Origin of the sequence: Rhizobium esperanzae (assembly GCF_002204185.1) — a bacterium.
Taxonomy (GTDB): Bacteria; Pseudomonadota; Alphaproteobacteria; order Rhizobiales; family Rhizobiaceae; genus Rhizobium; species Rhizobium esperanzae.
Genome location: NZ_MXPU01000002.1, coordinates 299,650 through 323,856, shown reverse-complemented (window position 1 = coordinate 323,856; position 24,207 = coordinate 299,650). Strand labels below are relative to the sequence as shown.

Sequence of the window (24,207 nt, the reverse complement as noted above, 5' to 3'; positions counted from 1 at the left end):
CGCCGCTATAAAGAAAAAGCCGGGCGAAAGCCCGGCTTGATCGATCGGCAGTTCGTCAGGGTTTAAGCGGCCCAGGGATGCGAAGCGGCGTTCTTCTTTTCGAATTCGTCGATCGCCTTGCCCTTTTCCAGGGTCAGGCCGATATCGTCGAGGCCGTTCAGCAGGCAGTGGCGCTTGAACTCGTCGAGATCGAATTTGATCGAGCCGCCATCGGGGCCGGTGATTTCGAGGTTTTCGAGGTCGACGGTCAGGATGGCGTTGGAGCCGCGCGAGGCGTCATCCATCAGCTTGTCGAGGTCTTCCTGGCTCACCTTGATCGGCAGGATGCCGTTCTTAAAGCAGTTGTTGTAGAAAATGTCGGCAAAACTGGTGGAGATCACGCAGCGAATGCCGAAATCGAGCAGCGCCCAGGGAGCGTGTTCGCGCGAGGAGCCGCAGCCGAAATTGTCGCCGGCGACCAGGATCTTGGCATCGCGATAGGCCGGCTTGTTCAGCACGAAATCGGGATTTTCTGAGCCGTCTTCATTGTAGCGGGCTTCGGCGAAAAGGCCCTTGCCGAGACCGGTGCGCTTGATGGTCTTCAGATAGTCCTTCGGAATGATCATGTCGGTGTCGATGTTGACGACCGGCAGGGGCGCTGCAACGCCCGTGAGCTTCACGAATTTATCCATGACCCATGCTCCATTTCAGCAAATGTACTTTCCTGAATGTGCATCTAGTCCAGTTTTTTGCCGAAATGAAGGAGAATCTTTCTAAAGCGTACCGCGATCTTTCAGATTCGCTTGCTACGCTTTAGGTCTGGTCTGCCGCATGTCGTTCTCGCAAAACCGCTGCACACTTTTGCGCGATATGCTTTCAAATGGTGGCCACGCGGCGATTCGCGTGGCCTGGCAACGGTACGCGTCGCGTTATTTGGCGGGCGCGTTCAAACCCCAGATGACGCCGAACGGGTCGCGAAGCTGGCCGTAACGGTCACCCCAGAACATCAGTTCGACCGGCATGACGACTTCGGCGCCGGCGGCCACGGCACGATCCCACCAGAAATCGATATCGTCGATGACAAGCTGGATGGCGAAGCCTTCATGACCTTTGAAGGGATGGCCGTATTCGGGATAGGCATCCGCCAGCATGAGGGAGCTGCCATTGATATAGAGATGAATATGCATCGTCCGGCCGCTTTCATCGACCGGCACTCTGTGGGCCTCTTCGGCGCCGAAGGCCTTCTTGTAGAATTCCGCGGCCTTCACCGCGCCGTCGACGGTCAGATAGGGCAGCAGGCCATTCTTCACCGGCGGCAACTTGGCCGGCTTGTTTTCCGTCGTATCCATACTCGTCCTCCATCGTTTTTGAAGCGCCGGCTGAATGCCCGGCTGCTTCAAAGACGTATCATGGAAGCGTGATGCGACAGTGTCGGCGATTTTTTTGAAAGCAGGCCTCAGAGATCGATGATCGTGCCGCGACCGTCGTTCCAGATGCGCATCTCCGGCTTGCCGTTGTTTGCCTTGGCGCGGACCGGAGCGGGCTTCATCTTCAGCGAAAGCGCGCGTCCGACCATGAGCACGGTCAGGATGCCGCCGACGGCAAGCGTCACCGAGAAGGTGAGAAGCAGCATGGCGACAAAAAAGGTGGCGCCGGCCAGCATGAAGAAGATGGAGCGAATGTTCTGCATGGGTTTGAGACCTTTCTACAGAAAGGAATGTGGTCCTTCCTTTTCCTCTCTGCAAGGCAAGCATGGCTTTTTGTTGTCTTGCCCGGCTTTGCGAAGCTTGGCACTAATGGCTGATGAAGCAAACTACACCTCTGCGTTCCTCAAGTCTGCGCCGCTCGGTGCTGAGTGTCCCGGCCATCAATCTCCGGGCGCTCGAAAAGAGCCGTTCCCTTGATTGTGATGCGGTTATTTTTGATCTGGAGGATTCCGTCGCGCCCGAGAACAAGGGTCAGGCGCGGGAAAATCTGCGGGCTTTTTTTGCCGGGCCGCCGCTTGCGGGCAAGGAAAGGATCATCCGCATCAATTCTCTGTCATCCGCATTCGGGGCGGCGGATATCGATCTGGTCAAGGCGCTTTTGCCCGACGCCGTTCTCCTGCCGAAAGTGGATGGCCCCCAGGATGTCACCGACATCGGCGATCTGCTTGCCGATGCGAATGCGCCGGAGGAGCTGCGCATCTGGGCCATGATCGAGACGCCGCGTGGCGTGCTGAATGTCGGGGCGATCGCCGAAGCCGGCTGCATGCCGGGGGCGCGGCTCGATTGCGTTGTCGTCGGCCTCAATGATCTGCGCAAGGAAACCGGCGTCCTGCCGCAGCCGGGGCGAAGCTTTCTCGTGCCTTGGCTGATGCAGGTCATTCTGGCGGTCAAGGCCTATGGGCTCGATGCGCTCGACAGCGTCTTCAACGATTTCCGGGATGGCGAAGGTTTCGACGTCGAATGCGGGCAGGGACGCGCCATGGGTTTTGCCGGCAAGATGCTGATCCACCCCGCGCAGATTGCGGCCGCCAACCGGCATTTCGGCCCGAGCGCGGAGGAGATTGCCGAGGCGCAGGCAATCATATCAGCCTTTGCTGATCCGGCTGCCAGGGGCCTCAACGTCATCAATGCGAACGGGCGGATGATCGAGCGGCTGCATCTTGTCCAAGCCGAAGCTCTGGTTCATAAAGCGCGTCTGATTTCTGCAAGAAAGCACGCCTGATGAAACTCTACCGCTTCCTGACCGGCCCCGACGACGCTTCCTTCTGCCACAAGGTTACCGCCGCCCTCAACAAGGGCTGGTCGCTGGAGGGGTCGCCGACCTATGCCTTCAATGCCGCAACCGGCGCGATGCAGTGCGGACAGGCCGTCGTCAAGACTGTCGAAGGCAAGGATTATGATCCGGAGATGAAGCTCTCCGAGCAATAGGACCTTCTGCCGAACGCACGGTTTCAGCGCTCGGCAGCTTCCTCGGCGCTGGCCTCGATCCGCTCCATATCCTCGTCGCTCAGCCCGAAATGGTGGCCGATCTCGTGGATCAGGACGTGGGTGATGATATCGCCGAGCGTCTCGTCGTTTTCTGCCCAATAATCGAGGATGGGGCGGCGGTAGAGACGGATGCGGTTCGGCATCTCGCCGGTTTCCACGGTGAAACGTTCGGAAATTCCCCTGCCTTCGAAAAGGCCGAGCAGATCGAAAGGGGTTTCCAGCGCCATGTCCTCGAAAACGTCGTCATCGGGGAAATCCTCGATCTCGATCGTGAGATTGGTCGTCAGCTGGCGGAATTCATCCGGTAGATGGCTGTAAGCCTCCATGGCCAGCGACTCGAAGGTGCTGATCGTCGGCGCATGGCGGTCCTGCCAATCATCGCTCTGGTCTATGCGGGCCATGAATATTCCTTCCTTTGCGGGCCCATATAGAACCTTTGCCGCCGATTTTCGAGTGCGGAATCAAAGGCAGGAATAAATTCATAGAAAATGGTTGTTGACTCTTCTTCAGCTCTCTGGAATCCATAAGAACATAACAGGAACAAGACGGACGGAGTAAACGCCATGGCGCAGAACGCCCTGGCGCGCGAGCGGCTTTTTGCGCTCCGCGAAACCATTGCCAAGCTGGAAGGAAAGCCTGCGCCGGCGCTTGCGGCAGCGGAGCGGGAAGCCTTGGCTTCGGGTGAGACCGGGCGGCCGGATGCGGAACGGAATGGGCGCGCACAGCGCCTGCCGTTTGGCGTGACATCGCTCGACGAAGCGATGGAAGGCGGGCTGCCGCTCGATGCGATAACGGAAATCCGTTCGACGCTTTTCCGGGATGCGGGAGCTGCCAGTGGCTTCGCCCTTGCGGCCGCAGCGCTGCTGCAGCGAGTGGAGGAGGCGAGCGATTGTTCGCCAATACTCTGGATCGGCGATACGGTCTCGACGATGGAAGCCGGGCTTCCCTATGCAGTGGGTCTTCAGGATTTCGGCCTGCGGCCCGAGTGTTTCCTGCAGGCTTTGCCGCGCAAGCTCGACGAGGCGCTCTGGCTTGCGGAAACCGCGGTGGAAAGCGGCGCTTTTTCGGTGGTCATCCTGGAGATCAGGGGCAATCCTGCGCATTTCGGCCTGACCGAGAGCCGGCGGCTCGGTCTTCGCGCCAAGGCGGCCGGCCGGCCCCTCTTCCTGCTTCGGCAGGCCGGAGAGGAGGAGGCGAGCAGCGCCGCCTTCCGGCTGCTTGCCGAACCCGCGCCCTCCGGCATGCGGGCTCTGCCGGATGGATCGAGACTTGCCGGCAGTATCGGCAATCCGGTTTTTCATCTCAGCCTGGAGAAGAGCCGCAACCCGGCTCCGCTCTCCCTTCTTCTGGAGTGGAACCCCCATGAACGTCAGTTTTTCCCCATCGACGAGCCAAGGCGCGCTCTTACTCCAGACGAACGGTCAGCGCATCCTGGCGCTCAGCTTTCCGCATCTTTCGACGGACAGGATCGCCCGCAGAAAATGGGGTCTTTCCTGGCGTTCGAGAGGGCGTCCTGAGGCTGCGCCGATCGTCTGCGCCGGAAAGCACGAAAATGCCATGCGGCTGACGGCGCTGGACGAGGCCGCGGAGGCGCTTGGCCTGAAGAAGGGTCAGGGTGTCGCGGAAGCGCGCGCCATGCATCCGAAACTCGATATCGTTGAGGAGGATTCGGCCGCCGATGCGCGGCTGCTCGAAGCCATCGCCGACTGGTGCGACCGCTATACGCCGCTGGTGGCGATCGACGGACGGGACGGGCTGTTTCTCGACATTAGCGGCTGTGCCCATCTTTTCGGCGGCGAGAGAGCGTTGCTGAAGGATATTCTCCTTAGGCTTTTCCATATGGGGCTCGACGTCCAGGGTTCGATCTCCTCTTCGCCCGGCCTTTCCTCGGCCATCGCTCGTTTCGGCAATGGCGGCGTCATCGAAGACGAGGAAATGGAGGATGTGCTGGCGCCGCTGCCGGTCGCCGCGCTTCGGTTGAACGAAGACACCGTGGCATTGCTGAAGAAGCTCGGGCTGAAATATATCGGCGATGTCATGAATGCGCCGCGGGCGCCGTTGACCCGCCGTTTTGGAGCGAGCCTGCTTTTGCGGCTCGATCAGGCGCTCGGACATGACGAGGAACCGGTTTCGCCGCGCCTGCCGGTTGCGAGCCTTTCGGCCGAGCGGCGGCTGGCCGAGCCGATCGGCACCGAAGAGGATATTCTCGCCCTTGCCGGCCAGATCGCCGTGTCGCTGAAACCCTCCCTGGAAGCTCGCGGCGCCGGTGGCCGCGTCTTCGAACTCGTGCTGTTTCGGGTCGATGGCCGGGTTTTCCGGATTTCGGTCGGCGCTTCACGGCCGCTCAGAGAGCCGAAGCGGATCGCGGATCTTTTTTCCCAGCGTCTGCAGGCAATTCATGATGATCTCGATGCCGGATATGGTTTCGAGATCCTGCGGCTGAATGTCGTGCGCCATGAGCCCTTCGAAGGCACACAGGGTGACTTCGACGGCGGCCGGCAAAGAGAGGTCTCGCTTGCAGCTTTCGTCGACCGCGTCGCGGCCCGCCTTGGCGCGGACTGTCTCCAAAGCTTTCAGCTCCGCGAAAGCCACGTGCCGGAGCGTGCCGCTATTGCAAGCCCGTTCATGGAAAGTTTTCCGGCGCATCGCAGGAGCGAGGGATGCCGTCTTTCCCCAGCTCGCAGCGAGCGGCCCCTGAGGCTTTTTGCCAGACCGGAACCGGTGGAGGCCTTGCTTGCCGAAGTTCCGGAAGGGCCGCCGCAAAGTTTCCGGTGGCGCCGTATGCAGCATCAGGTTCTGCGCAGCGAAGGCCCGGAACGGCTTGCCATGGAGTGGTGGATCGATGGCGCCGACGCCAAAACGCGTGACTATTTCCGTGTCGAGGATAATGCCGGGCATCGTTTCTGGATTTATCGCGAAGGCTTTTACGGTGAAGAGCCGCCGCCGCGCTGGTTCATGCACGGGATTTTCGCATGAGTGCGGCACCTGCATTTTTCGAGATCGGCGCCCGCACCAATTTCTCCTTTCTGGAGGGTGCTTCGAAGCCCGAGGAAATGGTGGTGCAGGCCGCTGCGCTGAAACTTTCCGGTCTTGGAATCGCCGATCGGAATTCGGTAGCCGGCGTCGTTCGGGCGCATGCGCAGGCGCAGGAGATCGAAGAGAAATTCAGAAGAAGGCACGAGAAGAACCTCGACGGCAGAGAGGAAGAGAAGGTTTTCGATCCGATCCGGATTCAGCCGGGCGCCCGTCTCGTTTTTTCGGACGGAACGCCTGATATCCTTGCTTATCCTGAGAACAGGCGAGGGTGGGCGCATCTCTGCCGTTTGCTGAGTGCGGGAAATTTGAGAGCGGAAAAGGGATCCTGCCTGCTTTACGAGGCGGATATCATGGAATGGGGAGACAAGATGATGCTTGCCCTCGTTCCCGGCCAGGCGGCTGCCATCGAGCCTGTCGCCCAGCAGGAATTGGAAGCCTGTCTCGCCCGGTTCCGGAACCGTTTCGGCAAGGCGTTTCACGTGGCGCTGGCGCCTGCCTATGATGGCCGCGACAGGCAGGTTTTCGCGGCACTTTCCGTGATCGCCGCCCGCCACCGCATTCCTGTCATCGCGACCAACCAGCCGCTCTATCACCATACGGATCGCCGTCCCCTTTCCGATATCGTCATCTCGATCCGGGAGCATGTGCCGATCGCCGAGGCAGGATTTCTTCTTGCTCCGAATGCCGAGCGTTATCTCAAGGATCCACGTGAAATGGCCCGGCTGTTTCGCGACTATCCGGAGGCGATTGCCAATACCGGGACATTTTTCGGCAGGCTTTCGTTTTCGCTCGATGAGCTGAAACACAATTACCCGCCGGAAAACGATCCCGGCGAGACGCCTTATGAAACCCTCGAGCGTCTAACGAAGGAGGGCGCTGTGAAGCGCTATCCGGATGGCGTTCCTGCTCAAATCCAGACCCAGATCGACTATGAACTCAATCTCATCCGGGAGAAGAAATACGAGCCCTATTTCCTGACGGTCCACAAGCTTATCCAGCATGCACGTTATGAATTGAAGATCCTGTGCCAGGGCCGCGGTTCTGCAGCCAACTCGGTCATCTGCTATTGCCTCGAGATCACGGAAGTCGATCCGACCAAAAGCACGTTGCTTTTCGACCGCTTCATCTCGATGGATCGTGACGAGCCACCTGACATCGATGTGGATTTCGAGCACGACCGACGCGAAGAAGTCATCCAGCACATCTACAGAAAATATACCAAGGAGCATGCCGGGCTGACGGCCGGTGTCACCACCTATCGCACCCGTTCCGCCGGCCGCGAGGTCTCCAAGGCCTTCGGGCTTTCGGAGGACGTCCAAGCGGCGATCAGCAGCCTGGTCTGGGGCTGGTCGGAGGATAATCTGTCGGAGCGGGATGCCAAGGCGGCGGGGCTCGATATTTCGGACCCGGTGACATTAAACGTTCTGCGCTATGCGTCCGAGCTCCTCGGATTTCCGCGTCACCTGACCCAGCATGTCGGCGGCTTCGTCATCACCCGGGACCGGCTCGATGAAGTCGTGCCGATCATGAAGACGGCGATGCCGGATCGCTACATGATCGAATGGGACAAGGACGATCTCGACAATGTCAAGATCCTGAAGGTCGATGTTCTGGCGCTCGGAATGCTGACCTGTCTCAGGAAAGCTTTCTCGCTGCTCGAACTGCATTACGACGTGAAGAAAACCCTTGCCGATCTCGGCAATAGGGAACACGGAGACGAGGGCGTACCGGTTTATGACATGATGTGCCGGGCCGACACGCTGGGCGTCTTTCAGATCGAAAGCAGGGCGCAGATGAGCATGCTGCCCCGGCTGAAGCCGCGACGATTCTACGATCTCGTGATCGAAGTGGCGATCGTCCGTCCGGGACCAATTCAGGGCAATATGGTCCATCCCTACCTGACGCGACGGGAGCAGTCGCATTCTCCCGGTTTCAAGATCGACTATCCGAAAGACGAGATGATCCCGATCCTCAAGCGGACGCTTGGCGTCCCGCTGTTTCAGGAACAGGCGATGCAGATCGCGATTACGGCGGCGGGATTCTCGCCTGCCAAGGCCGACCGCCTGCGCCGCTCGATGGCGACCTTCAAGCGGTTGGGAAAGGTCAACGCGTTCAAGGATGATCTGATCAATGGCATGACCAGCAGAGGCTATCCGAGGGATTTCGCCGAACGCTGCTTCAGCCAGATCGAAGGCTTCGGCGAATATGGCTTTCCGGAAAGCCATGCGGCTTCCTTCGCCCTGCTGGTCTATGCCTCGTCCTGGATCAAGGCCTATTATCCCGACGTCTTTTGCGCTGCCATGCTCAATTCGCAGCCGATGGGCTTTTACGCGCCGGCGCAGCTTGTTCGTGATGCCAGGGAACACGGGGTCGAGGTCCGACCCGTCGACATCAACAGATCCAATTGGGATTGCCATCTCGAAGAGGCGGTATTCGACAGAACTGCCGTCGATAGGCGGCATGCCGATATGCGAGCCATCATCAAGGCAAAGCGAGCCGTTCGCCTCGGCTTTCGGCAGGTCAAGGGTCTGTCCGAGAAAGCGCTGGAGAGCCTTCTCGCCAACAGGGGCGATGGTTATGGCTCGGTTCGTGATCTCTGGCTGCGGTCCGGTCTCGACAAAGCCGATATCGAAAGGCTGGCGGATGCCGATGCCTTCGGCTCGATCGGCCTGTCGAGACGCGAGGCGCTTTGGGCTGCAAGGGCATTGGATACGAAATACGCTCCTGAAAAATTGCCTCTGTTCGATCGGGTGAACCATATCGATCTGCAGGTCGAACCGAAGACCAGTCTGCCTGATATGCCGCCGGGCGAGCAGGTGATCGAGGACTATCGTTATCTGTCATTGTCGCTGAAGGCGCATCCGGTGTTTTTCCTGCGGGAGGAATTCCGAAAAATGGGCATCACGCGCAATGTCGATCTCCTGACGGTGCCGAACGGAAAGAGGGTGACCATCGCCGGTCTGGTGCTGGTGCGCCAGCGCCCGGGTTCGGCCAAGGGCGTAATCTTCATGACGCTGGAGGATGAGACCGGCGTTGCCAACGCTATCGTCTGGAGCAAGATATTCGACAAATACCGGGCGGTCGTCATGGGCGCCCGGCTCGTGAAAATCCGAGGCAGGCTGCAAAGCCATAGCGGCGTAATCCATACGGTCGTCGAGCATATCGAGGATATGACGCCGGCACTTGGCATCCTACAACGCGAGGCCCGACGCTTCGGCGCCTGCGAGCGCGCCGACGAGGTACTGAGGCCAGGGGTCGATCCACGACAGAGAAGGCTTGCGAATGCGCAGGAAAGGGTGGAATTGGAAAGGCAGGCGGGTGCCGCGGACCGCCATGCCGGTGCGGCGGAAACCGCCGGGGTCATGCCGCGCGGGCGGAACTTTCATTGAGCAGTCGGATCGACCGGGGCATGCCTCATCGTGCGATCGCCGCACAGTTTCAGTCAATCTGCAACAGGCCGCGCCCATCGCTTCCAATCGATGCCGTCGGATTCGAATTTTTTCTTGACAGCCGCCATCTTCTTTAGCAGAAAACACGATAGTCAGTGTCATGTTTGGAAATGAAGACGTGCTTGTCTGCAGCTGCAATTACATAACCGACAAGGAAATCCGGGAGGTTATCATCAACCTTCTCGACGAAGATTGTTGGCAGCTTATCGTGCCTGCGAAGGTCTATCATGCGATGGAAAAGCGAGGCCGTTGCTGCGGCTGCTTCCCAAATGTGGTCGACATCATTATCCGTACAACCGAGGATTATCACGCCCGCCGCCACTCGACGGAAGCCGAAATATTTGATTTCATGTCGCGCTTGAAGCAATTCCATGAGGAAAACAGGAGAGCGGACATTGAAAGGCGACAAAAAGGTCATCGAGCGGCTTAACGAGGCACTGTTCCTCGAACTCGGGGCGGTCAATCAATATTGGGTTCACTATCGTCTTCTCGAGGATTGGGGCTACACCAAGCTCGCCAAGAAGGAACGCGCCGAATCCATCGAAGAGATGCATCATGCCGACCGGCTCGTCGCCCGCATCATCTTCCTCGAAGGCCATCCCAATTTGCAGACTCTGGCCCCTCTGCGCATCGGCCAGAACGTCAAGGAAGTCCTCGAAGCCGATCTCGCCGGCGAGTACGACGCCCGCACGGCCTACAAGAAGTCGCGCGATATCTGTTATGACGCCGGCGATTACGTCTCGATGAAGCTGTTCGAAGAGCTGCTGGCCGATGAAGAAGGCCATATCGACTTCCTCGAAACGCAGCTCGATCTGCTCGAAAAAATCGGTGAAAGCAAATACGGCCAGCTCAACGCCGATTCCGCTGACGAAGCCGAATAAGCTGCTATTAGATGTCGGCCGCTTCAGAGCGGCCGGCACTCCCGCGCTCGCCGCTCGCAAAACGGAAGCATTCCGGCATGATCAGCCTTCCGATTGCAACGCCGCCAGATGCTGGAACTCGGCGATCACCTGGTCGTAGACAGCGCGTTTGAAAGGAACGATCAGGCCCGGCAGTGCCTGCATCGGCTTCCATTCCCAGGCATCGAATTCGGGATCGTGGCCGCCGGGCGGCGGATTGATGGCGATCTCGCTCTCGTCGCCCTCGAAGCGGAAGGCGAACCAGCGCTGCGTCTGGCCGCGAAACTTCCCTTTCAGCCCGATGCCGATCAGCGCCGGGGGCAGATCGTAATTGATCCAATTGCTTGCTTCGGCGAGCAGCGTCACCGTCCTGATGCCGGTTTCCTCATAGAGCTCGCGATAGGCGGCGTCCAGGGGATTCTCGCCCTTGTCGATGCCTCCCTGAGGCATCTGCCAGAGCTGCGGCGAGCCGTCATATTCGGAATTGCCGTCAGGGATACGCCGGCCGGCCCAGACCAGGCCATCGCGGTTCAGGATCATCACGCCGACGCATGGGCGATAGGGCAGATCCTCGGCTTTCACAGTGGCCTGGTTCATCTTCTTCTCCGTTGAGGGCATCATCTCAGGGGTTTCTGGGGTCGTTGGAAAGCGACGCGACGCCGACGATCTCGATGCCGCGCATCGAAGCCTCTTCGCTCCACTTGGCAATGGCGTCGACGCTTTCGTCAAAAGCCGAGGCGATGCCGATCGCCTGGCCGTTCTTGCGAGCGATGCGTTCGAGCTCATCGAGTTTCTTGAGGATGGCGTTGACGTCAAGCTGGCCGTCGAGCTGCAGATCGGCAAAGGCATAGGGCAGTTCGGTCCCCTTGGCGACATCAGCCGTTTTCGACTGCGCCGACGTCCCGTCATCGAGGAAGAGCAGGCCACGCTTGCCGATATCGCGCATGATGGGCTCCATGGCGGCAGGGTCGGAAAGGAAACGGCCGCCGAGATAGTTCATGATGCCGGTGTAGTTGGTGATCTCGCCCATCGCCTTGTGCAGGTTCTCGACATTGCGGGCGACCGGCTTGGAGGTGAGCAGGGTCTCCGGGCCTGGATCATTGGCCGGGTAATCAAAGGGTTCCAGCGGCACCTGAAGAAGGATTTCATGGCCGCCGCGGCGAGCCTCCTGCATCCAGCGCTGGAGGCTATTGCCGCTTGCGGCAAAGGCCAGCGTGATCTCCTCGGGCAATTCGGCGATGGCGCGCTGCGTTCCCGTCTGGCTGAGCCCAAGGCCGCTGACGACAATGGCAACGCGCACACCGCGGGCACCGGACGAGGGACGGGCATACTGATCCATCGGCCGTCGGCCGTCGGGACCGACTTTCGGCAGCCTGCCATAGGCCGAATCCTCAAGCAGTGTCTCGTTCGGCAGCGCCGCCATGCGCGGATCCTGGCCGATCTGCATTGCATCGACCAATACCGGCCCGCTGCCGTCGCGGGGACGGGGGCTGTACTTGGTAACGACGGAGCCGTCACCGGTGACCATCTGCTCGACATTGGCGCCCGAACCCGGTTCGGCGCGCGGTATGCCATCCGCCGCCTGGCCGGCCGGCGTCTGTGCCGGTTGAGGCGTGCTGGAAGAGGGCGCTGCCGCTTGCTCGGTTGTCGGCGGTTTTTTGCGTTCGAGCCCGTCGCCGCGAAACGCCGTATAGAGAGAGAAGCCGCCTATCGCGAAAAGGCACAGACTGGCGGCGATGCGGCCAAGGCGCAGCACTCCCGGCCGCCGGCTGCCGGTTTTGCGGTTGCGCCCCAAAGGCGCATGCAGGTCCGTTCCCAATTTTCTCGCCCGCTCCAAACCGGGAAACAGCAGAAAGGGTCAAGGCCGGGCGAGTGCCCGGCCTTGCAATGATCGATTACTTGGCGACGACGGCCTTGTCCGGGTTCGGCGGGAAGGCCGGATCGGTCTTCTTGCCGCGCAGCAGGTCGAGCGCGTAGTTCAGCTGAACGTCATCCTTCGGGTCCGGCGGCACATAGGCGACGGAGCCCGAACCTTCGTCGGTTTCGCTCTGGCCCTTGATGTGGCCGCGCAGGCTGGATTCGCCTTCGGTCACCATCTTGCCCTGCAGTTCCTCCGGCAGCGGCTCCTCGACCTTGATGTCGGGGGTGATGCCGGTGCCCTGGATCGAGCGGCCCGACGGCGTGTAATAGAGCGCCGTGGTCAGGCGCAGCGCGCCGTTTTCGCCGAGCGGGATGATCGTCTGGACGGAACCCTTGCCGAAGGAGCGGGTGCCGAGAACGGTGGCACGGCGAAGATCCTGAAGGGCGCCGGCGACGATTTCCGATGCGGAGGCCGAACCGCCGTTGATCAGCACGATGACCGGCTTGCCATCGGTCAGATCGCCCGGACCGGCATTGAAGCGACGGGTTTCATCGGGATTGCGGCCGCGGGTCGAAACGACCTCGCCACGCTGCAGCAGCGCGTCGGAGACGTTGATCGCCTGGTCGAGCAGACCGCCCGGGTTGAGACGCAGGTCAAGGACGTAACCCTTCAGTTTGTCGGTCGGAACGGTGTCCTTGATCTTCTTGATCGCCTTCTCCATGTCGGGATAGGTCTTTTCGGTGAAGGAGATGATGCGGAGGTAACCGACATCGTCCTCGACGCGCGACTTGACGGCCTGGACGGCGACCACATCACGGACGATCGTCAGTTCGATCGGCTTGTCGGCGCCCTTGCGGATCAGCGTCAGCTTGATCGGCGTATTGACGGCGCCGCGCATCTTCTCGACCGCGTCTTCCAGCTTCAGGCCGCGCACGGACTGGCCGTCGATCTCGGAGATGTAATCGCCGGCGAGAACGCCGGCCTTGGCGGCGGGCGTGTCATCGATCGGGGTGATGACCTTGACGAGCTCGTCTTCCATCGTGACTTCGATGCCGAGACCGCCGAACTCACCCTTCGTCTGGGTGCGCATGTCTTCGGCGTCCTTCGCATTCATGTAGCTCGAATGCGGATCGAGCGAGGACAGCATGCCGTTGATGGCATTCTCGATCAGCTTGTCCTCGGCCGGCGGCGTGACGTACTGCGCGCGCACGCGTTCGAAGACGTCGCCGAATACCGACAGTTCCTTGTATGTGGAGGATCCGGCTGCTTCTGCCGGCACACCTGCCGAGTAAATGACGCTCATCGCGGTCGCACCCATCAATGCGCCGACCAGAACAAGAGAAGCCCTACGAATCATTGCGTGCCTTTCCAGTGTCCTTGGCGGTCCACCACGGTCGGGAATCGACCGGTTTACCGTCTTTTCGAAATTCAATGTAAAGCGTTGGCCGGTCCGTTTCCAGCGCCAATGCAGTTGCGCTCGCCACTCTTTTCGCTCCCATCACGGCGAGCGGCTCGCCGGAGAAAACGAATTTTCCCTGACGGGTATTGATCGCATCCATTCCCGAGAGAACCAGGTGGTATCCGTCGCCCGCGTCGAGAATGATCATCTGACCGTAACTGCGGAACGCGCCGGCAAAAACCACCAGGCCATCGGCAGGCGCCGTCACCACTGTCTCCGGGTTGGTGGCGACGGTCATGCCCATGGCTTCGTGCCCGGTGCCATCGGCATCGCCGAACTGGCGCAGGATATCGCCGGCCACGGGCAGTTCCAATTTCGCCTTCAATTCTGCGAAGGGATATGCGGGCGCAATGCGGTTTTTATCGGGCACGCCGCTGTCGGCCAGCGCCTTCGCCTGAGCCCGCTGCTCGTCGGTCAAAAGTTTGCGGTTCTCCTCGGCCTGGCGGGCGGCGGCAGCCGCTTCGCGCACCGAAGCGATCTCGGATTCCATCGAGGCGACAAGGCCTTCGAGGCTGGTCGCCTTGCCCGCGAGCTCCTCCGAACGTTTCCTTTCGGCCTCCAGTTCGGCGGCGTTGCTGCGGCTGAGCTTATCGTTTTCGGCAAGCAGCAGGTCCATGCGCCGCTCTTCCTCGATGCTGTCGGTCATCGTCGCCGTAAGCTGCGTCTTCTCGGCGGCGCTCGCCGTCTGCAGCGCAGCCAGGCTTGCGAGATCGGCGGCGAGCTTGTCGGTTTCCTTGCGAATACCGGGCACGACGGCGCCGAGCAGTATGGCGCTGCGCACGGAAGCAAGCGCGTCGTCGGGCGTGACGAGCAAAGCCGGCGGCGGATTGCGGCCCATGCGCTGGAGTGCCGCCAGCACCTCGGCCAGCAGGCCGCGGCGCTCATGCAGGGAACGGCGAATGCTATCCTGCTTGACGCCGAGATCGGCAAGCTTCTTCTCGCTCTCGAGAATCTGCTTTTCCAGCCCTTTGCGGCGGGCGGCGGAATCGATCAGCGCCTGGCGAATGCTCTGCGTGCTCTTTTCCAGATTGGCGATACTCTGCTGGAGTTCGCTCACCTTGTCGGAGGACAGGCTGATCGTCTTCGAGAGGGTTTGGAGTTCGGCGCGGGTCTGATCGCGTTTGGCGGCAAGTTCGGCGGCCGGATCGGGCGGCGCCTCGGCGGGCGGCGGGTCTGAAGATTGCGCCGCTTCCGGGGCGGCATCCTGGGCCCGGACCGAAAACGGGCTTGTCGAGACGAGTATGACCGCAACACCCAAACCGGCCGCAAGTGCCGGCAGAATCATGCGGTGTCGCCTGGTTGGAGTCGTCGTCATGCGTGTCCGGGCACTCTCTCAAATCGCGCCGAGACTAAGCTGATTTGGCACGCTTTGCCAGAAAGTTTGCAGGAGAAAGCCTGCCTGCGCAAAACAAGGCTGCGTGACAATGCGACGCATCGCCAAAGCCATGGACCGAGCCGGAATGGTCAGACGCGGTGATAGGGATGGCCGGACAAGATGGTGACGGCGCGGTAGAGCTGCTCGGCGATCAGCGTGCGCACGAGTTGGTGCGGCCAGGTCATTTTGCCGAGGCACAGTGTGGCGTCGGCCCGGTCGTAAAGGGCGGGATCGAGGCCGTCGGCTCCGCCGATCGCAATCGTCAGCTCGCGTTTTCCCTGGTCACGATAGGTGCCGAGCAGGTTTGCGAAGGCTTCGCTGTCGAGCGCCTTGCCGCGTTCATCGAGAAGAATGAGAACACTGCCCTCGGCCAGCGATTTCAAAAGCATCGCCGCCTCTTCGCGCTTGCGGGTCTCCGCATTGGAGGCGCGGCTTTCGCCCACTTCGGCAACACGGGTGAATTCGAGACCGACAGCAGAGCCGGCCTTGGCGAAACGATCGAGGTAACGGGCCACAAGATCCTTTTCGGGGCCGGACTTCAGCCGTCCCACCGCAAAAAGACCAATTCGCATTTCCCCGCTCCTGCTCGTGACGGCATTTCAGGCGCACGATGCACCGCAGCCGGCTTCTCATGTTTTCCGGCCAGTCAAATGCCGCATCTCAGGCGCCGGGCGATGCCGGCCCGCCTGTCAGTGCCGTGTTTCTTCATCCATATCCGGAGCCGCCCACATCTTTTCGATGTTGTAGAACTCGCGGATTTCGGGACGGAACACATGCACGATGATGTCACCGGTGTCGATCAGGATCCAATCGCCGCCTTCCTGACCTTCGACGCGGGCTGAACCGAAGCCTTCGTCCTTGAGATCGGTGAGCAGGTGATCCGAAATCGCCAGGACATGCCTGTTCGAGCGACCGGAGACGACGATCATGTAGTCTCCAAGCGCCGATTTTCCGGCAATGTCGATAGTGACGATATCTTCAGCTTTGGAGTCCTCAAGGCTGGTGAGGACGGCTTCTAAGGCGCGGGCGGCGGCATCGGCGCCACGTTCCGCGCTCTTCGGGACAACGGCGAGCGTTTTTCCCTTGGCGTGTACTGTTGTCAGTTTTTTCCCTTTCCTGGAATGACAAACCATGCACAACACGAGATCCGATCACGACCGGATCATGGTTAAGATAGGCATCAAACCACTAATGTTTCAAGACGTGCTAAGGTACAGAGCGGCCGAAAATCCGATCTGGCGCCCGAATTGAAGAATATTGCCGCCCAGGCTGCTTGTGCGGTCGGTGTACAGTTTCCGTACCGCGGCGTAAAGTGCCGCAAATTCCTCGATTTCTCGATGCGATGACCGACCCAGCCGCAAAAACACCTGTTCCCGTCCTGCGAATCAGCTTTCCGAATGAGCACCGCCTCGGTCACGGCAAGATGGAACTGCTGGAGCATATCCGCGCGACCGGATCGATCTCGGCGGCCGGACGGGCGATGGACATGTCCTATCGCCGAGCCTGGCTGCTCGTCAGCGAGATGAACCGGATGTTCTCAGAACAGGTGGTGGAGCCGCAACGCGGCGGGCAGAAGGGCGGCGGTGCGGCATTGACGCCATTCGGCGAAGAATTGCTCGCGCGTTTTCGCCGGATGGAAAAGACGGTGCGGGAGAGCCTTGCTGAGGATCTCGCCTGGCTCGAAGCCAAGCGCAACCTGCCGCCTGGCGAGCACGGCTGATCAGCTTTCCAGGGCAACCGTCTTGATGATGGCGAAGACCGTCTTGCCGGGCCGGAGATCAAGGCGCTCGCAGGAGAGCGCGGTTATACGCGAAAGAATGGCGTCGCCGGCACAATCGATCCGGATTTCGACCGTTCCGTCCTCGCCCGACGATATCGCTTCGATCCTGCCTTCGAGAATGTTTAGCGCGCTGAGGCCCTCGGGCCTGGCGGTCGCCAGCATGACGTCGCGCGACGGGATGCGGATGCGCACTGGTCTGCCGGGCGTAAGCACTGCGCTCGGAATATGCAATTGAGAGGATTTCAGAGTGACGGTCGACAAGCGGTGACGCGCATCGAAGCTTTCGACGGTGCCTTCGAGCAGCGCGCCGGCCTCTTTCCGGTCGGCGGCCGCAGACGGGCGGCTCAATATGTCGACGGCCGGGCCGGTCGCTTGCACCTTGCCGTCGCTGAGGACGACGACCTGATTTGCCAGCCGCGCCACCTCGGCGATCGAATGGCTGACATAGACGATCGGGATTTCGGTCTCATCGCGCAACCGCTCGAGATAGGGCAGGATCTCGGCCTTGCGCGCCTCGTCGAGGGCGGCAAGCGGCTCGTCCATCAAAAGCAGCCGGGGCGAGGAGAGAAGGGCGCGGCCGATCGCGACCCGCTGCTTTTCGCCGCCGGAAAGTTTTGCCGGGCTGCGTTCCAGCAGCGGCCCGATGCCGAGCAGGTCGATGATATGGTCGAAACTCTCGCGGCGCGCCGCCTTTGGGGCAAACCAGCGGCCGTAGGAAAGATTGGCGCGGACGCTCAAATGCGGAAACAGCCGTGCCTCCTGAAAGACATAACCGAAACGGCGGCGGTGTTTCGGGACGACGATGCCAGCTGTCGTTTCGGTGAGGCGCTCGCCGTCAAGCACGACGCGACCTTCATCCGGCCGGGCGAGACCGGCGATGATGCGGATCAGTGAGGTCTTGCCGGAGCCGGAGCGGCCGAACAATGCGGTCACACCGCCTTCGGAGGTGAAGGCGGCGTCGAGCGAAAAGGCGCCGAGTCTCTGTTTTGCCTGGACGATCAGGGTCATTCCGGATCGATCCTTCGGCCGGCGAGACGAGCGAGCAATTCGGAGGTGAGCACGGCAGCCATGGAAATGACGATGGCGATCAGCGTCAGCCGCAGCGCGCCGGCATCGCCGCCCGGCACCTGGGTAAAGGTGTAGATCGCGGACGACAAGGTCTGGGTCTCCCCGGGAATATTGGAGACGAAGGTGATTGTCGCGCCGAATTCCCCCATCGCCTTGGCGAAGGAGAGGATCATGCCGGCGATGATGCCGGGCAGGGTCAGCGGCAGGGTGATCGTCAGGAAAATCCAGACAGGGCCGGCGCCGAGCGTTCCGGCCGCCTCCTCCAGCTTGCGGTCGACTGCCTCGATCGACAGGCGGATGCTGCGAACCATCAGCGGGAAGGCCATGACGGCGCAGGCAAGTGCGGCGCCCGTCCAGCGGAAGGAGAAGACGATGCCGAAATGCTGGTCGAGCAGGCTGCCGATCGGACCGCGGCGGCCGAAGAGGATGAGAAGAAGAAAACCGGTGACGACGGGAGGCAGGATCAACGGCAGGTGAACGATGCCGTTCAGCACCGACTTGCCCCAGAAGCGGCCGCGGGCCAAGAGCAGGGCAACGAGGATGCCGAAGGGCAGGCTCGCCAGCATCGCGACGATCGAGACGCGCAGGCTGAGCAGGATCGCCGTCCATTCTTCGTTGCTCAGGCCGAATATGTTCAACTGCGGTGGTCTCCCTGGAAAATCCGGCATCACCTGACGCCTGCCCCTCATCCGCCTGCCGGCACCGCCGGGGTCTGGCCACGGGTCTCGACCCGTCCTTCGGACCCCGGCTCGCGGGGCGAAGGGGGATCGCCGCAACCTCTCCGTCCCTCACTAACGTCTCGGAGCGCAACCATCCGCACGAAGTGGGCAGCCAGAATAGTAGGTCAGCAGCCTTGACGCTAAGCTGTCGCCCCTGATTCCGCAATCGTCTCAGCTTCTCAATCACTTCAGGATAGTGAAGCCCTGCGCCGTGAAGAAAGCGGCTGCCTTGTCCGATTTCAGGAAATCGAGATAGGCTGCTGCATCCGGGTTCTTGCTGTCGGCAAGAATTGCCACCGGATAGATGATCGGTGGGTGGGAGTCGGCCGGGAAGGTGCCGACGATCGCGACACCCTTATCGGCCGCCGCGTCGGTCTGGTAGACGATGCCATAAGGTGCTTCGCCGCGGGAGACCAGGGCGAGGGCGGCGCGCACGCTTTCCGCGCCGGCGACCTTGCTTTCGACCGATGTCCAGACGCCGAGTTTTTCCAGTGCGGCCATGCCGTATTTGCCTGCGGGAACCGATTTCGGCTCACCCATGGCAAGCCTGCCGTCACCGAGCAAATCGGCGAGATCGAAACCCTGTTTGATCTCTACCGGCTTTGCCTTGTCCTTTTCGGCCACGAGTACGATCCGGTTTCCGAGCAGGTCCGAACGGCTCTCGGCTTTGATCAGCTTCTTCTCGGCAAGATAATCCATCCAATCGCCATCGGCCGAAATGAAGATATCGGCCGGGGCGGCATTTTCAATCTGCTTGGCAAGCGCCCCGCTCGCCGCATAGGAGGCGACGGTTTCCTTGCCGCTCTCCCTGGTCCAGGCGGCATTGGCGGCGTCGAGCGCATTCTTGAGGCTCGCCGCGGCAAAGACGGTCAGTTTTTCGGCGGCTGCGGCCGGCGCCGGCAGCGCTGCCGCGCCTAACCAGAGAGCCGCGATCGCGGCGGTTGCCAGGTTCATCCATCGGCCGCGGTTCTGCATACTTTCACTCACCAGGATTCGAAATATTTTAACGAATATAACGGCTCTCACGGTTTGGCTAGGGATGTATCCAAGAAAATATAACTGTATCGATGGCCTTACCTATTCATGAGGTGCATTGCGCGATCGGTACGCCAGAGGACCGCAAGGGCCAAGACGCTCTTTAGGTTTTGCCGATTAAAACGGCAGCGTACCAGGGCTCGCAGCCGCAGTATTGCATCGTCCGCATTGCTGCATTGCACAAAATGACATTCACCTTCCCGCGGAATATGGTACAACACATCCATCGAAACGGCTTTCTCCTCCTCCCATAGCCGTTCGACAGGATCGGCAACACTCCTCCTCCCAGTTGTCGGTCGAGTTTATAAGCCCGACGGATCTCCTCCCCCGTCGGGCTTTCTCGTTTCCGGGAGTTTTCCTGAAATTCAGCTATTCGACCGTGCCCGGCAAAGCGCCGTTGCGGATTGCCGTCGAGCTCAAGCCGGAGCGCGGGCCGTGAATGAAGGTCCAGGCCGGCGCCGGCTTCTTCCAGAGAACCCGCGCGTCGTCCTCGTCGATGCGGGCGAAATCGAAGGTCCTCGTCATTTTCGAAGAGAGATAGGAGAGTGTGGCGCCCGGTCGGTCGATCACGGCGATCGGAAAGGTGCGGGCGATCTCCTGCCATTTCTGCCATTTGTGGAAGGTCTGCAGGCTGTCGGCGCCCATGATCCAGATGAAATGCACATGCGGATTGCGGGCTTTGACGCGGGCCAGCGTATTGGCGGTGTAGCTGACGCCGAGCGCCTGCTCGAAAGCGGTGACCTTGATGCGCGGATCGGCGGCGACACGCTCGCTTTCGGCAATGCGCTCGGCAAGCGGCGCGAGAAGATTGCGGCTTTTCAGCGGGTTGCCGGGAGTCACCATCCACCAGAGCTGGTCGAGGCCGAGGCGCTTGATGGCGATTTCGGCGACGAGCGCATGGCCCTCATGCGGCGGATTGAACGACCCGCCGAACAGGCCGACGACCATGCCGCGCTCGCTGTGCGGCATGCGGAGATAACGTCGGTCCAGCTTTTCCGTCGTCACGTCAGGGTCGGGTCTGTCCGGCACCGCGCACCCGGTATTTGAAGGATGTCAGTTGTTCGACACCGACGGGGCCACGGGCATGCATCTTGCCGGTGGCGATGCCGATTTCCGCGCCCATGCCGAATTCGCCGCCGTCGGCGAACTGGGTCGAGGCGTTGTGCAGCAGGATCGCCGAATCGACTTCGGTGAAGAAACGCGCGACCACGCCGGGGTCTTCGGCGATGACGGCCTCGGTATGGTTAGACGAATATTTCTGGATATGGGCGATGGCGCCCGATATGCCGTCGACCACCGCGACCGATATGATCGCGTCGAGATATTCGGTCGACCAGTCCTCCTCCGTCGCGGGCTTAAGGCCGGGCGCAACCTTCAGCACTGCCGCCGAAGCGCGGATCTCGCAGCCGGCATCGGTCAGCACCTCGAGCAGTGGCGTCAGATGCGTGCCGATCGCTGCCGCATCGACGAGCAGGGTCTCGGCCGCGCCGCAGATGCCGGTGCGGCGCATCTTGGCGTTGACGACGATTTTCTTCGCCATCTCGATATCGGCCGATGCATCGACATAGATGTGGCACAGGCCTTCGAGATGCGCAAACACCGGCACGCGCGCTTCGCTCTGGACGCGGGCTACCAGGCTCTTGCCGCCGCGCGGCACGATGACGTCGATTGCACCCTCGAGGCCGCGCAGCATGGCGCCGACGGCGGCGCGGTCGGTGACCGGAACGAGCTGGATCGCATGCTCCGGAAGTCCCGCCGCCTTCAGGCCTTCGACCATGCAGGCATGGATAGCCTGCGATGAACGGCGCGAATCCGAGCCGCAGCGCAGGATGACCGCATTGCCCGCCTTGAGGCAGAGCGCGCCGGCATCGGCGGTGACGTTCGGCCGGCTTTCGAAAATGACGCCGATGACGCCGAGCGGCGTGCGGACGCGCTCGATCTTCAGGCCGTTCGGCCGGTCCCAGGCGGCGATGATCTCGCCGACCGGATCGGCAAGGGCGGCAATCGCGCGGATTCCCTCGGCCATCTCGGCAATGCGCTTGTCGTTCAGCGTCAACCGGTCGACGAAGGAGGCAAGCGTTTCGCTGCCTTCGATGTCCTTCAGGTCCTTGGCGTTTTCGGCGAGGATATGCGCCTTGTTCGCCAGGATCGCGTCGGCCATGGCGTTCAGGGCCTTATTCTTCGCCTCGGTGGAGGCAAAGCCCAACGGCCGCGCGGCAGCCTTCGCCTTGCGGCCGATGTCGTTCATCAGCGCATCAATGTCAGGGCCCGGCGCAACGGTATCAAGCATAGCTCGCGTCCTTCTTCTGCCTTTCCGATTTCGACCCGATCTGCGCGGTCATCACCATGTCGTCGCGATGAACCATAGCGGCCCGCCCGGCGTAACCGAGAATGGCCTCGATCTCCGCCGATTTACGGCCGGCGATGCGGCGGGCATCCTCGGCATCGTAGCTTACCAGGCCGCGGGCGATCTCGCGGCCGGCCGGTCCGATGATCGCCACGGTGTCACCGCGGCTGAAGAGGCCGGAAATGCTGCGCACGCCGGCGGGAAGCAGGCTCTTGCCAGCGCCGAGCGCCGTGACGGCACCCTCATCGACGTGCAGTTCGCCGGCCGGCTGCAATTGTCCGGCGATCCAGGTCTTGCGGGCGGTGACGGGCGTTCCGGAGGGGGCGAACCAGGAAGAGCGCGCGCCGTTTTCGATTGCCGACAGCGGGCTGTCGGTCTTGCCGGAGGCGATGATCATGGCGCAGCCAGAGGTGGTCGCGATCTTGCCGGCATCGATCTTGGTGCGCATGCCGCCGCGCGAAAGCTCGGAGGCCGCACCGCCGGCCATCGCCTCGATCTCCGGGGTGATTTCGGCGATCGTCTCCAGGAAGGCGGCATTCGGATCGAGATGCGGCGGCGCGGTGTAGAGGCCGTCGATATCGGAAAGAAGGATGAGCAGGTCGGCGCCGGTCATCGTCGCCACGCGGGCGGCCAGCCGGTCGTTGTCGCCATAGCGGATTTCGCTGGTGGCGACCGTGTCGTTCTCGTTGATGATCGGCACGGCGCCGATCTTCAGCAGCTGATTGATGGTGGCGCGCGCGTTGAGATAGCGGCGGCGCTCTTCCGTGTCGCCAAGCGTCAGCAGGATCTGGCCGGCGACGATCTCGTCGCGCGACAGGCTCTCCGACCAGGCGCGCGCCAACGCGATCTGGCCGACGGCGGCGGCGGCCTGGCTTTCCTCCAGTTTCAAGGCGCCAGAGGGAAGATCGAGCACCGAGCGGCCGAGGGCGATGGCGCCGGAGGAAACCACAAGCACGTCGATCCCCTTGGCCTTCAGGCCCGCGATGTCGGCGCACATGGCATCGAGCCAGGCCTTCTTCAGCCCGGCCTTGCGGTCGACCAGAAGGGCGGAGCCGATCTTGATGACGATGCGGCGGTAGCGGCCAAGCGGCTTACGGCTGGTCATCGGCCCCATCCTCGTCGTTGCCGTCTTCACTGACGACCATGTCGCGATGCCGGAGTTTCGGCGCCTTGGCCGGCTTCTCCTCGGCATTGTTCTCGACGATGATGTCGCGCAGTGCACGCAGAACCTCGGTCATGCCCCTGCCGGTAACGGCCGAGATCTGGAAGGGGGTCTTGCCGCAGGCTTTCGCCAATTCCTTCGTCTTCTTCTTCAGTTCGGCCTCGTCGAGCACGTCGATCTGCGACAGCGCCACGATCTCGGGCTTGTCGGTCAGCTCATTGCCATAGGCTTCGAGTTCGTGTTTGACCGTCTTATAGGCCTTGCCGACCTTTTCTTCCTGAGCGGAGACGAGGTGAAGCAGCACGCGGGTGCGCTCGACATGGCCGAGGAAACGGTCGCCGATGCCGACACCCTCATGGGCACCTTCGATCAGGCCGGGAATGTCGGCAAGAATGAACTCCCGCTCGTCGATGGTGGCGACGCCGAGATTGGGATGCAGCGTGGTGAAGGGGTAATTGGCGATCTTCGGCCGGGCGCGGGTAACCGCTGCCAGGAAGGTCGATTTGCCAGCATTTGGCAGGCCGACAAGGCCGGCATCGGCAATCAGTTTCAGCCGCAGCCAGATGGTTTTTTCCTCGCCGGGCAGGCCGGGATTGGCCCAATCCGGCGCCTGGTTGACCGAGGTTTTGAAATGGGCGTTGCCGAAGCCGCCATTGCCGCCGTGGGCGAGGCAGTAACGCTGGCCTTCCTCGGTCAGGTCGCAGATCATCGTTTCCCGGTCTTCCTCGAAGATCTGCGTTCCCACGGGGACCTTCAAGGTCACGTCGCTGCCGTTGGCGCCGGTGCGATTGCGGCCCATGCCATGGGTGCCGATCGTCGCCTTGAAATGCTGCTGGTAGCGGAAATCGATCAGCGTGTTAAGGCCGTTGACGGCCTCGACCCAGACGTCGCCGCCGCGTCCGCCATCGCCGCCATCCGGGCCGCCGAACTCGATGAATTTCTCGCGCCGGAAGGAAACGCTGCCCGCGCCGCCATCTCCGGATCGGATATAGACCTTTGCTTCGTCGAGAAATTTCATTTTACTTCCAGTATCCGGTGGCAGTTGGACGGCCCGTCTTGGCCC

General features: G+C 61.4%; 24 protein-coding genes and 1 pseudogene. 8 read left to right on the top strand and 17 right to left on the bottom strand.

Annotation, left to right across the window (positions count from 1 at the left end; all coding sequences use genetic code 11):
- Positions 1 to 62: 62 nt before the first annotated feature.
- The 3 genes from leuD to B5E41_RS03850 form a co-directional block, all read right to left on the bottom strand.
- Positions 63 to 671: a 3-isopropylmalate dehydratase small subunit gene (leuD, locus tag B5E41_RS03860; RefSeq protein WP_064708129.1), complete on the bottom strand. Its 609-nt coding sequence runs from the start codon at positions 669 to 671 to the stop codon at positions 63 to 65.
- A gap of 237 nt (positions 672 to 908) precedes the next feature.
- Entirely contained in the window at positions 909 to 1,328 is a 420-nt protein-coding gene (locus tag B5E41_RS03855; RefSeq protein ID WP_088391176.1) for a VOC family protein, read from the bottom strand.
- A gap of 107 nt (positions 1,329 to 1,435) precedes the next feature.
- Positions 1,436 to 1,669: a hypothetical protein gene (locus tag B5E41_RS03850; protein ID WP_088391174.1), complete on the bottom strand. Its 234-nt coding sequence runs from the start codon at positions 1,667 to 1,669 to the stop codon at positions 1,436 to 1,438.
- A 113-nt stretch (positions 1,670 to 1,782) separates the two neighbouring features.
- Between B5E41_RS03850 and B5E41_RS03845 the strand changes: the two genes are divergently transcribed.
- Entirely contained in the window at positions 1,783 to 2,688 is a 906-nt protein-coding gene (locus B5E41_RS03845) for an HpcH/HpaI aldolase/citrate lyase family protein (protein WP_088391172.1), read from the top strand.
- Positions 2,688 to 2,894 carry a DUF1737 domain-containing protein gene (locus B5E41_RS03840; protein WP_009996762.1) on the top strand — a complete coding sequence of 69 codons (207 nt, stop codon included), beginning with the start codon at positions 2,688 to 2,690 and terminating at the stop codon, positions 2,892 to 2,894. Before B5E41_RS03845 ends, B5E41_RS03840 begins: the two co-directional genes overlap by 1 nt.
- Before the next feature lie 23 nt (positions 2,895 to 2,917).
- On the opposite strand, the gene B5E41_RS03835 is transcribed toward B5E41_RS03840, so the two are convergent.
- The gene (locus B5E41_RS03835) at positions 2,918 to 3,355 is read right to left on the bottom strand and encodes a metallopeptidase family protein (protein ID WP_064811585.1); all 438 of its coding nucleotides are present in this window, start codon (positions 3,353 to 3,355) and stop codon (positions 2,918 to 2,920) included.
- A gap of 162 nt (positions 3,356 to 3,517) precedes the next feature.
- On the opposite strand from B5E41_RS03835, the gene B5E41_RS32080 reads away from it, so the two are divergent.
- From B5E41_RS32080 to bfr, 5 genes and pseudogenes are all read left to right on the top strand, one after another.
- Positions 3,518 to 4,471 carry an ImuA family protein gene (locus B5E41_RS32080; protein WP_245303050.1) on the top strand — a complete coding sequence of 318 codons (954 nt, stop codon included), beginning with the start codon at positions 3,518 to 3,520 and terminating at the stop codon, positions 4,469 to 4,471.
- Positions 4,472 to 4,511: 40 nt separating this feature from the next.
- The gene (locus tag B5E41_RS03830) at positions 4,512 to 5,930 is read left to right on the top strand and encodes a Y-family DNA polymerase (protein WP_245303053.1); all 1,419 of its coding nucleotides are present in this window, start codon (positions 4,512 to 4,514) and stop codon (positions 5,928 to 5,930) included.
- Entirely contained in the window at positions 5,927 to 9,379 is a 3,453-nt protein-coding gene (locus tag B5E41_RS03825) for an error-prone DNA polymerase (RefSeq protein ID WP_088391168.1), read from the top strand. Before B5E41_RS03830 ends, B5E41_RS03825 begins: the two co-directional genes overlap by 4 nt.
- A gap of 90 nt (positions 9,380 to 9,469) precedes the next feature.
- Positions 9,470 to 9,869 (top strand): annotated as a pseudogene (locus B5E41_RS03820) ((2Fe-2S)-binding protein).
- Positions 9,835 to 10,320, top strand: a complete 486-nt coding sequence (gene bfr / locus B5E41_RS03815) for a bacterioferritin (protein WP_064805736.1) — start codon at positions 9,835 to 9,837, stop codon at positions 10,318 to 10,320. Before B5E41_RS03820 ends, bfr begins: the two are co-directional and overlap by 35 nt.
- Positions 10,321 to 10,401: 81 nt before the next feature.
- On the opposite strand, the gene B5E41_RS03810 is transcribed toward bfr, so the two are convergent.
- The 6 genes from B5E41_RS03810 to rsfS all read right to left on the bottom strand — a co-directional run bounded on the left by B5E41_RS03810 (position 10,402) and on the right by rsfS (position 16,166).
- Positions 10,402 to 10,935 (bottom strand): RNA pyrophosphohydrolase, encoded by a 534-nt coding sequence (locus B5E41_RS03810; protein WP_088391364.1) that lies wholly within the window; start codon positions 10,933 to 10,935, stop codon positions 10,402 to 10,404.
- 25 nt (positions 10,936 to 10,960) lie between these two features.
- Positions 10,961 to 12,157: a divergent polysaccharide deacetylase family protein gene (locus B5E41_RS03805; protein ID WP_088391163.1), complete on the bottom strand. Its 1,197-nt coding sequence runs from the start codon at positions 12,155 to 12,157 to the stop codon at positions 10,961 to 10,963.
- A 76-nt stretch (positions 12,158 to 12,233) separates the two neighbouring features.
- Positions 12,234 to 13,556 carry a S41 family peptidase gene (locus B5E41_RS03800; RefSeq protein WP_088391161.1) on the bottom strand — a complete coding sequence of 441 codons (1,323 nt, stop codon included), beginning with the start codon at positions 13,554 to 13,556 and terminating at the stop codon, positions 12,234 to 12,236.
- Positions 13,546 to 14,943, bottom strand: a complete 1,398-nt coding sequence (locus tag B5E41_RS03795) for a murein hydrolase activator EnvC family protein (protein ID WP_088391159.1) — start codon at positions 14,941 to 14,943, stop codon at positions 13,546 to 13,548. The genes B5E41_RS03800 and B5E41_RS03795 overlap by 11 nt, the downstream gene beginning before the upstream one ends.
- A gap of 179 nt (positions 14,944 to 15,122) precedes the next feature.
- On the bottom strand, positions 15,123 to 15,605 hold the full coding sequence (rlmH, locus tag B5E41_RS03790; RefSeq protein ID WP_064805729.1) for a 23S rRNA (pseudouridine(1915)-N(3))-methyltransferase RlmH: 483 nt from the start codon (positions 15,603 to 15,605) through the stop codon (positions 15,123 to 15,125).
- A 117-nt stretch (positions 15,606 to 15,722) separates the two neighbouring features.
- The gene (rsfS, locus tag B5E41_RS03785) at positions 15,723 to 16,166 is read right to left on the bottom strand and encodes a ribosome silencing factor (protein WP_042119120.1); all 444 of its coding nucleotides are present in this window, start codon (positions 16,164 to 16,166) and stop codon (positions 15,723 to 15,725) included.
- A gap of 209 nt (positions 16,167 to 16,375) precedes the next feature.
- Between rsfS and B5E41_RS03780 the strand changes: the two genes are divergently transcribed.
- The gene (locus tag B5E41_RS03780; protein WP_088391157.1) at positions 16,376 to 16,753 is read left to right on the top strand and encodes a winged helix-turn-helix domain-containing protein; all 378 of its coding nucleotides are present in this window, start codon (positions 16,376 to 16,378) and stop codon (positions 16,751 to 16,753) included.
- Here the strand turns inward: B5E41_RS03780 and modC are convergent, their stop codons facing one another.
- The 7 genes from modC to obgE all read right to left on the bottom strand — a co-directional run bounded on the left by modC (position 16,754) and on the right by obgE (position 24,162).
- Complete coding sequence (modC, locus tag B5E41_RS03775) at positions 16,754 to 17,821, bottom strand: molybdenum ABC transporter ATP-binding protein (RefSeq protein ID WP_088391155.1); 1,068 nt, start codon at positions 17,819 to 17,821, stop codon at positions 16,754 to 16,756.
- Positions 17,818 to 18,519 (bottom strand): molybdate ABC transporter permease subunit, encoded by a 702-nt coding sequence (modB, locus tag B5E41_RS03770; protein ID WP_088391153.1) that lies wholly within the window; start codon positions 18,517 to 18,519, stop codon positions 17,818 to 17,820. Before modB ends, modC begins: the two co-directional genes overlap by 4 nt.
- 264 nt (positions 18,520 to 18,783) lie before the next feature.
- Entirely contained in the window at positions 18,784 to 19,575 is a 792-nt protein-coding gene (modA, locus tag B5E41_RS03765) for a molybdate ABC transporter substrate-binding protein (RefSeq protein WP_088391151.1), read from the bottom strand.
- Positions 19,576 to 20,004: 429 nt separating this feature from the next.
- On the bottom strand, positions 20,005 to 20,604 hold the full coding sequence (locus tag B5E41_RS03760) for a nicotinate-nucleotide adenylyltransferase (RefSeq protein WP_245303052.1): 600 nt from the start codon (positions 20,602 to 20,604) through the stop codon (positions 20,005 to 20,007).
- Between the two features lie 37 nt (positions 20,605 to 20,641).
- Positions 20,642 to 21,925 (bottom strand): glutamate-5-semialdehyde dehydrogenase, encoded by a 1,284-nt coding sequence (locus B5E41_RS03755; protein WP_088391147.1) that lies wholly within the window; start codon positions 21,923 to 21,925, stop codon positions 20,642 to 20,644.
- On the bottom strand, positions 21,918 to 23,087 hold the full coding sequence (proB, locus tag B5E41_RS03750) for a glutamate 5-kinase (RefSeq protein ID WP_088391362.1): 1,170 nt from the start codon (positions 23,085 to 23,087) through the stop codon (positions 21,918 to 21,920). Before proB ends, B5E41_RS03755 begins: the two co-directional genes overlap by 8 nt.
- Positions 23,074 to 24,162, bottom strand: a complete 1,089-nt coding sequence (obgE, locus tag B5E41_RS03745; RefSeq protein WP_088391145.1) for a GTPase ObgE — start codon at positions 24,160 to 24,162, stop codon at positions 23,074 to 23,076. The genes proB and obgE overlap by 14 nt, the downstream gene beginning before the upstream one ends.
- Between the last annotated feature and the right edge of the window lie 45 nt (positions 24,163 to 24,207).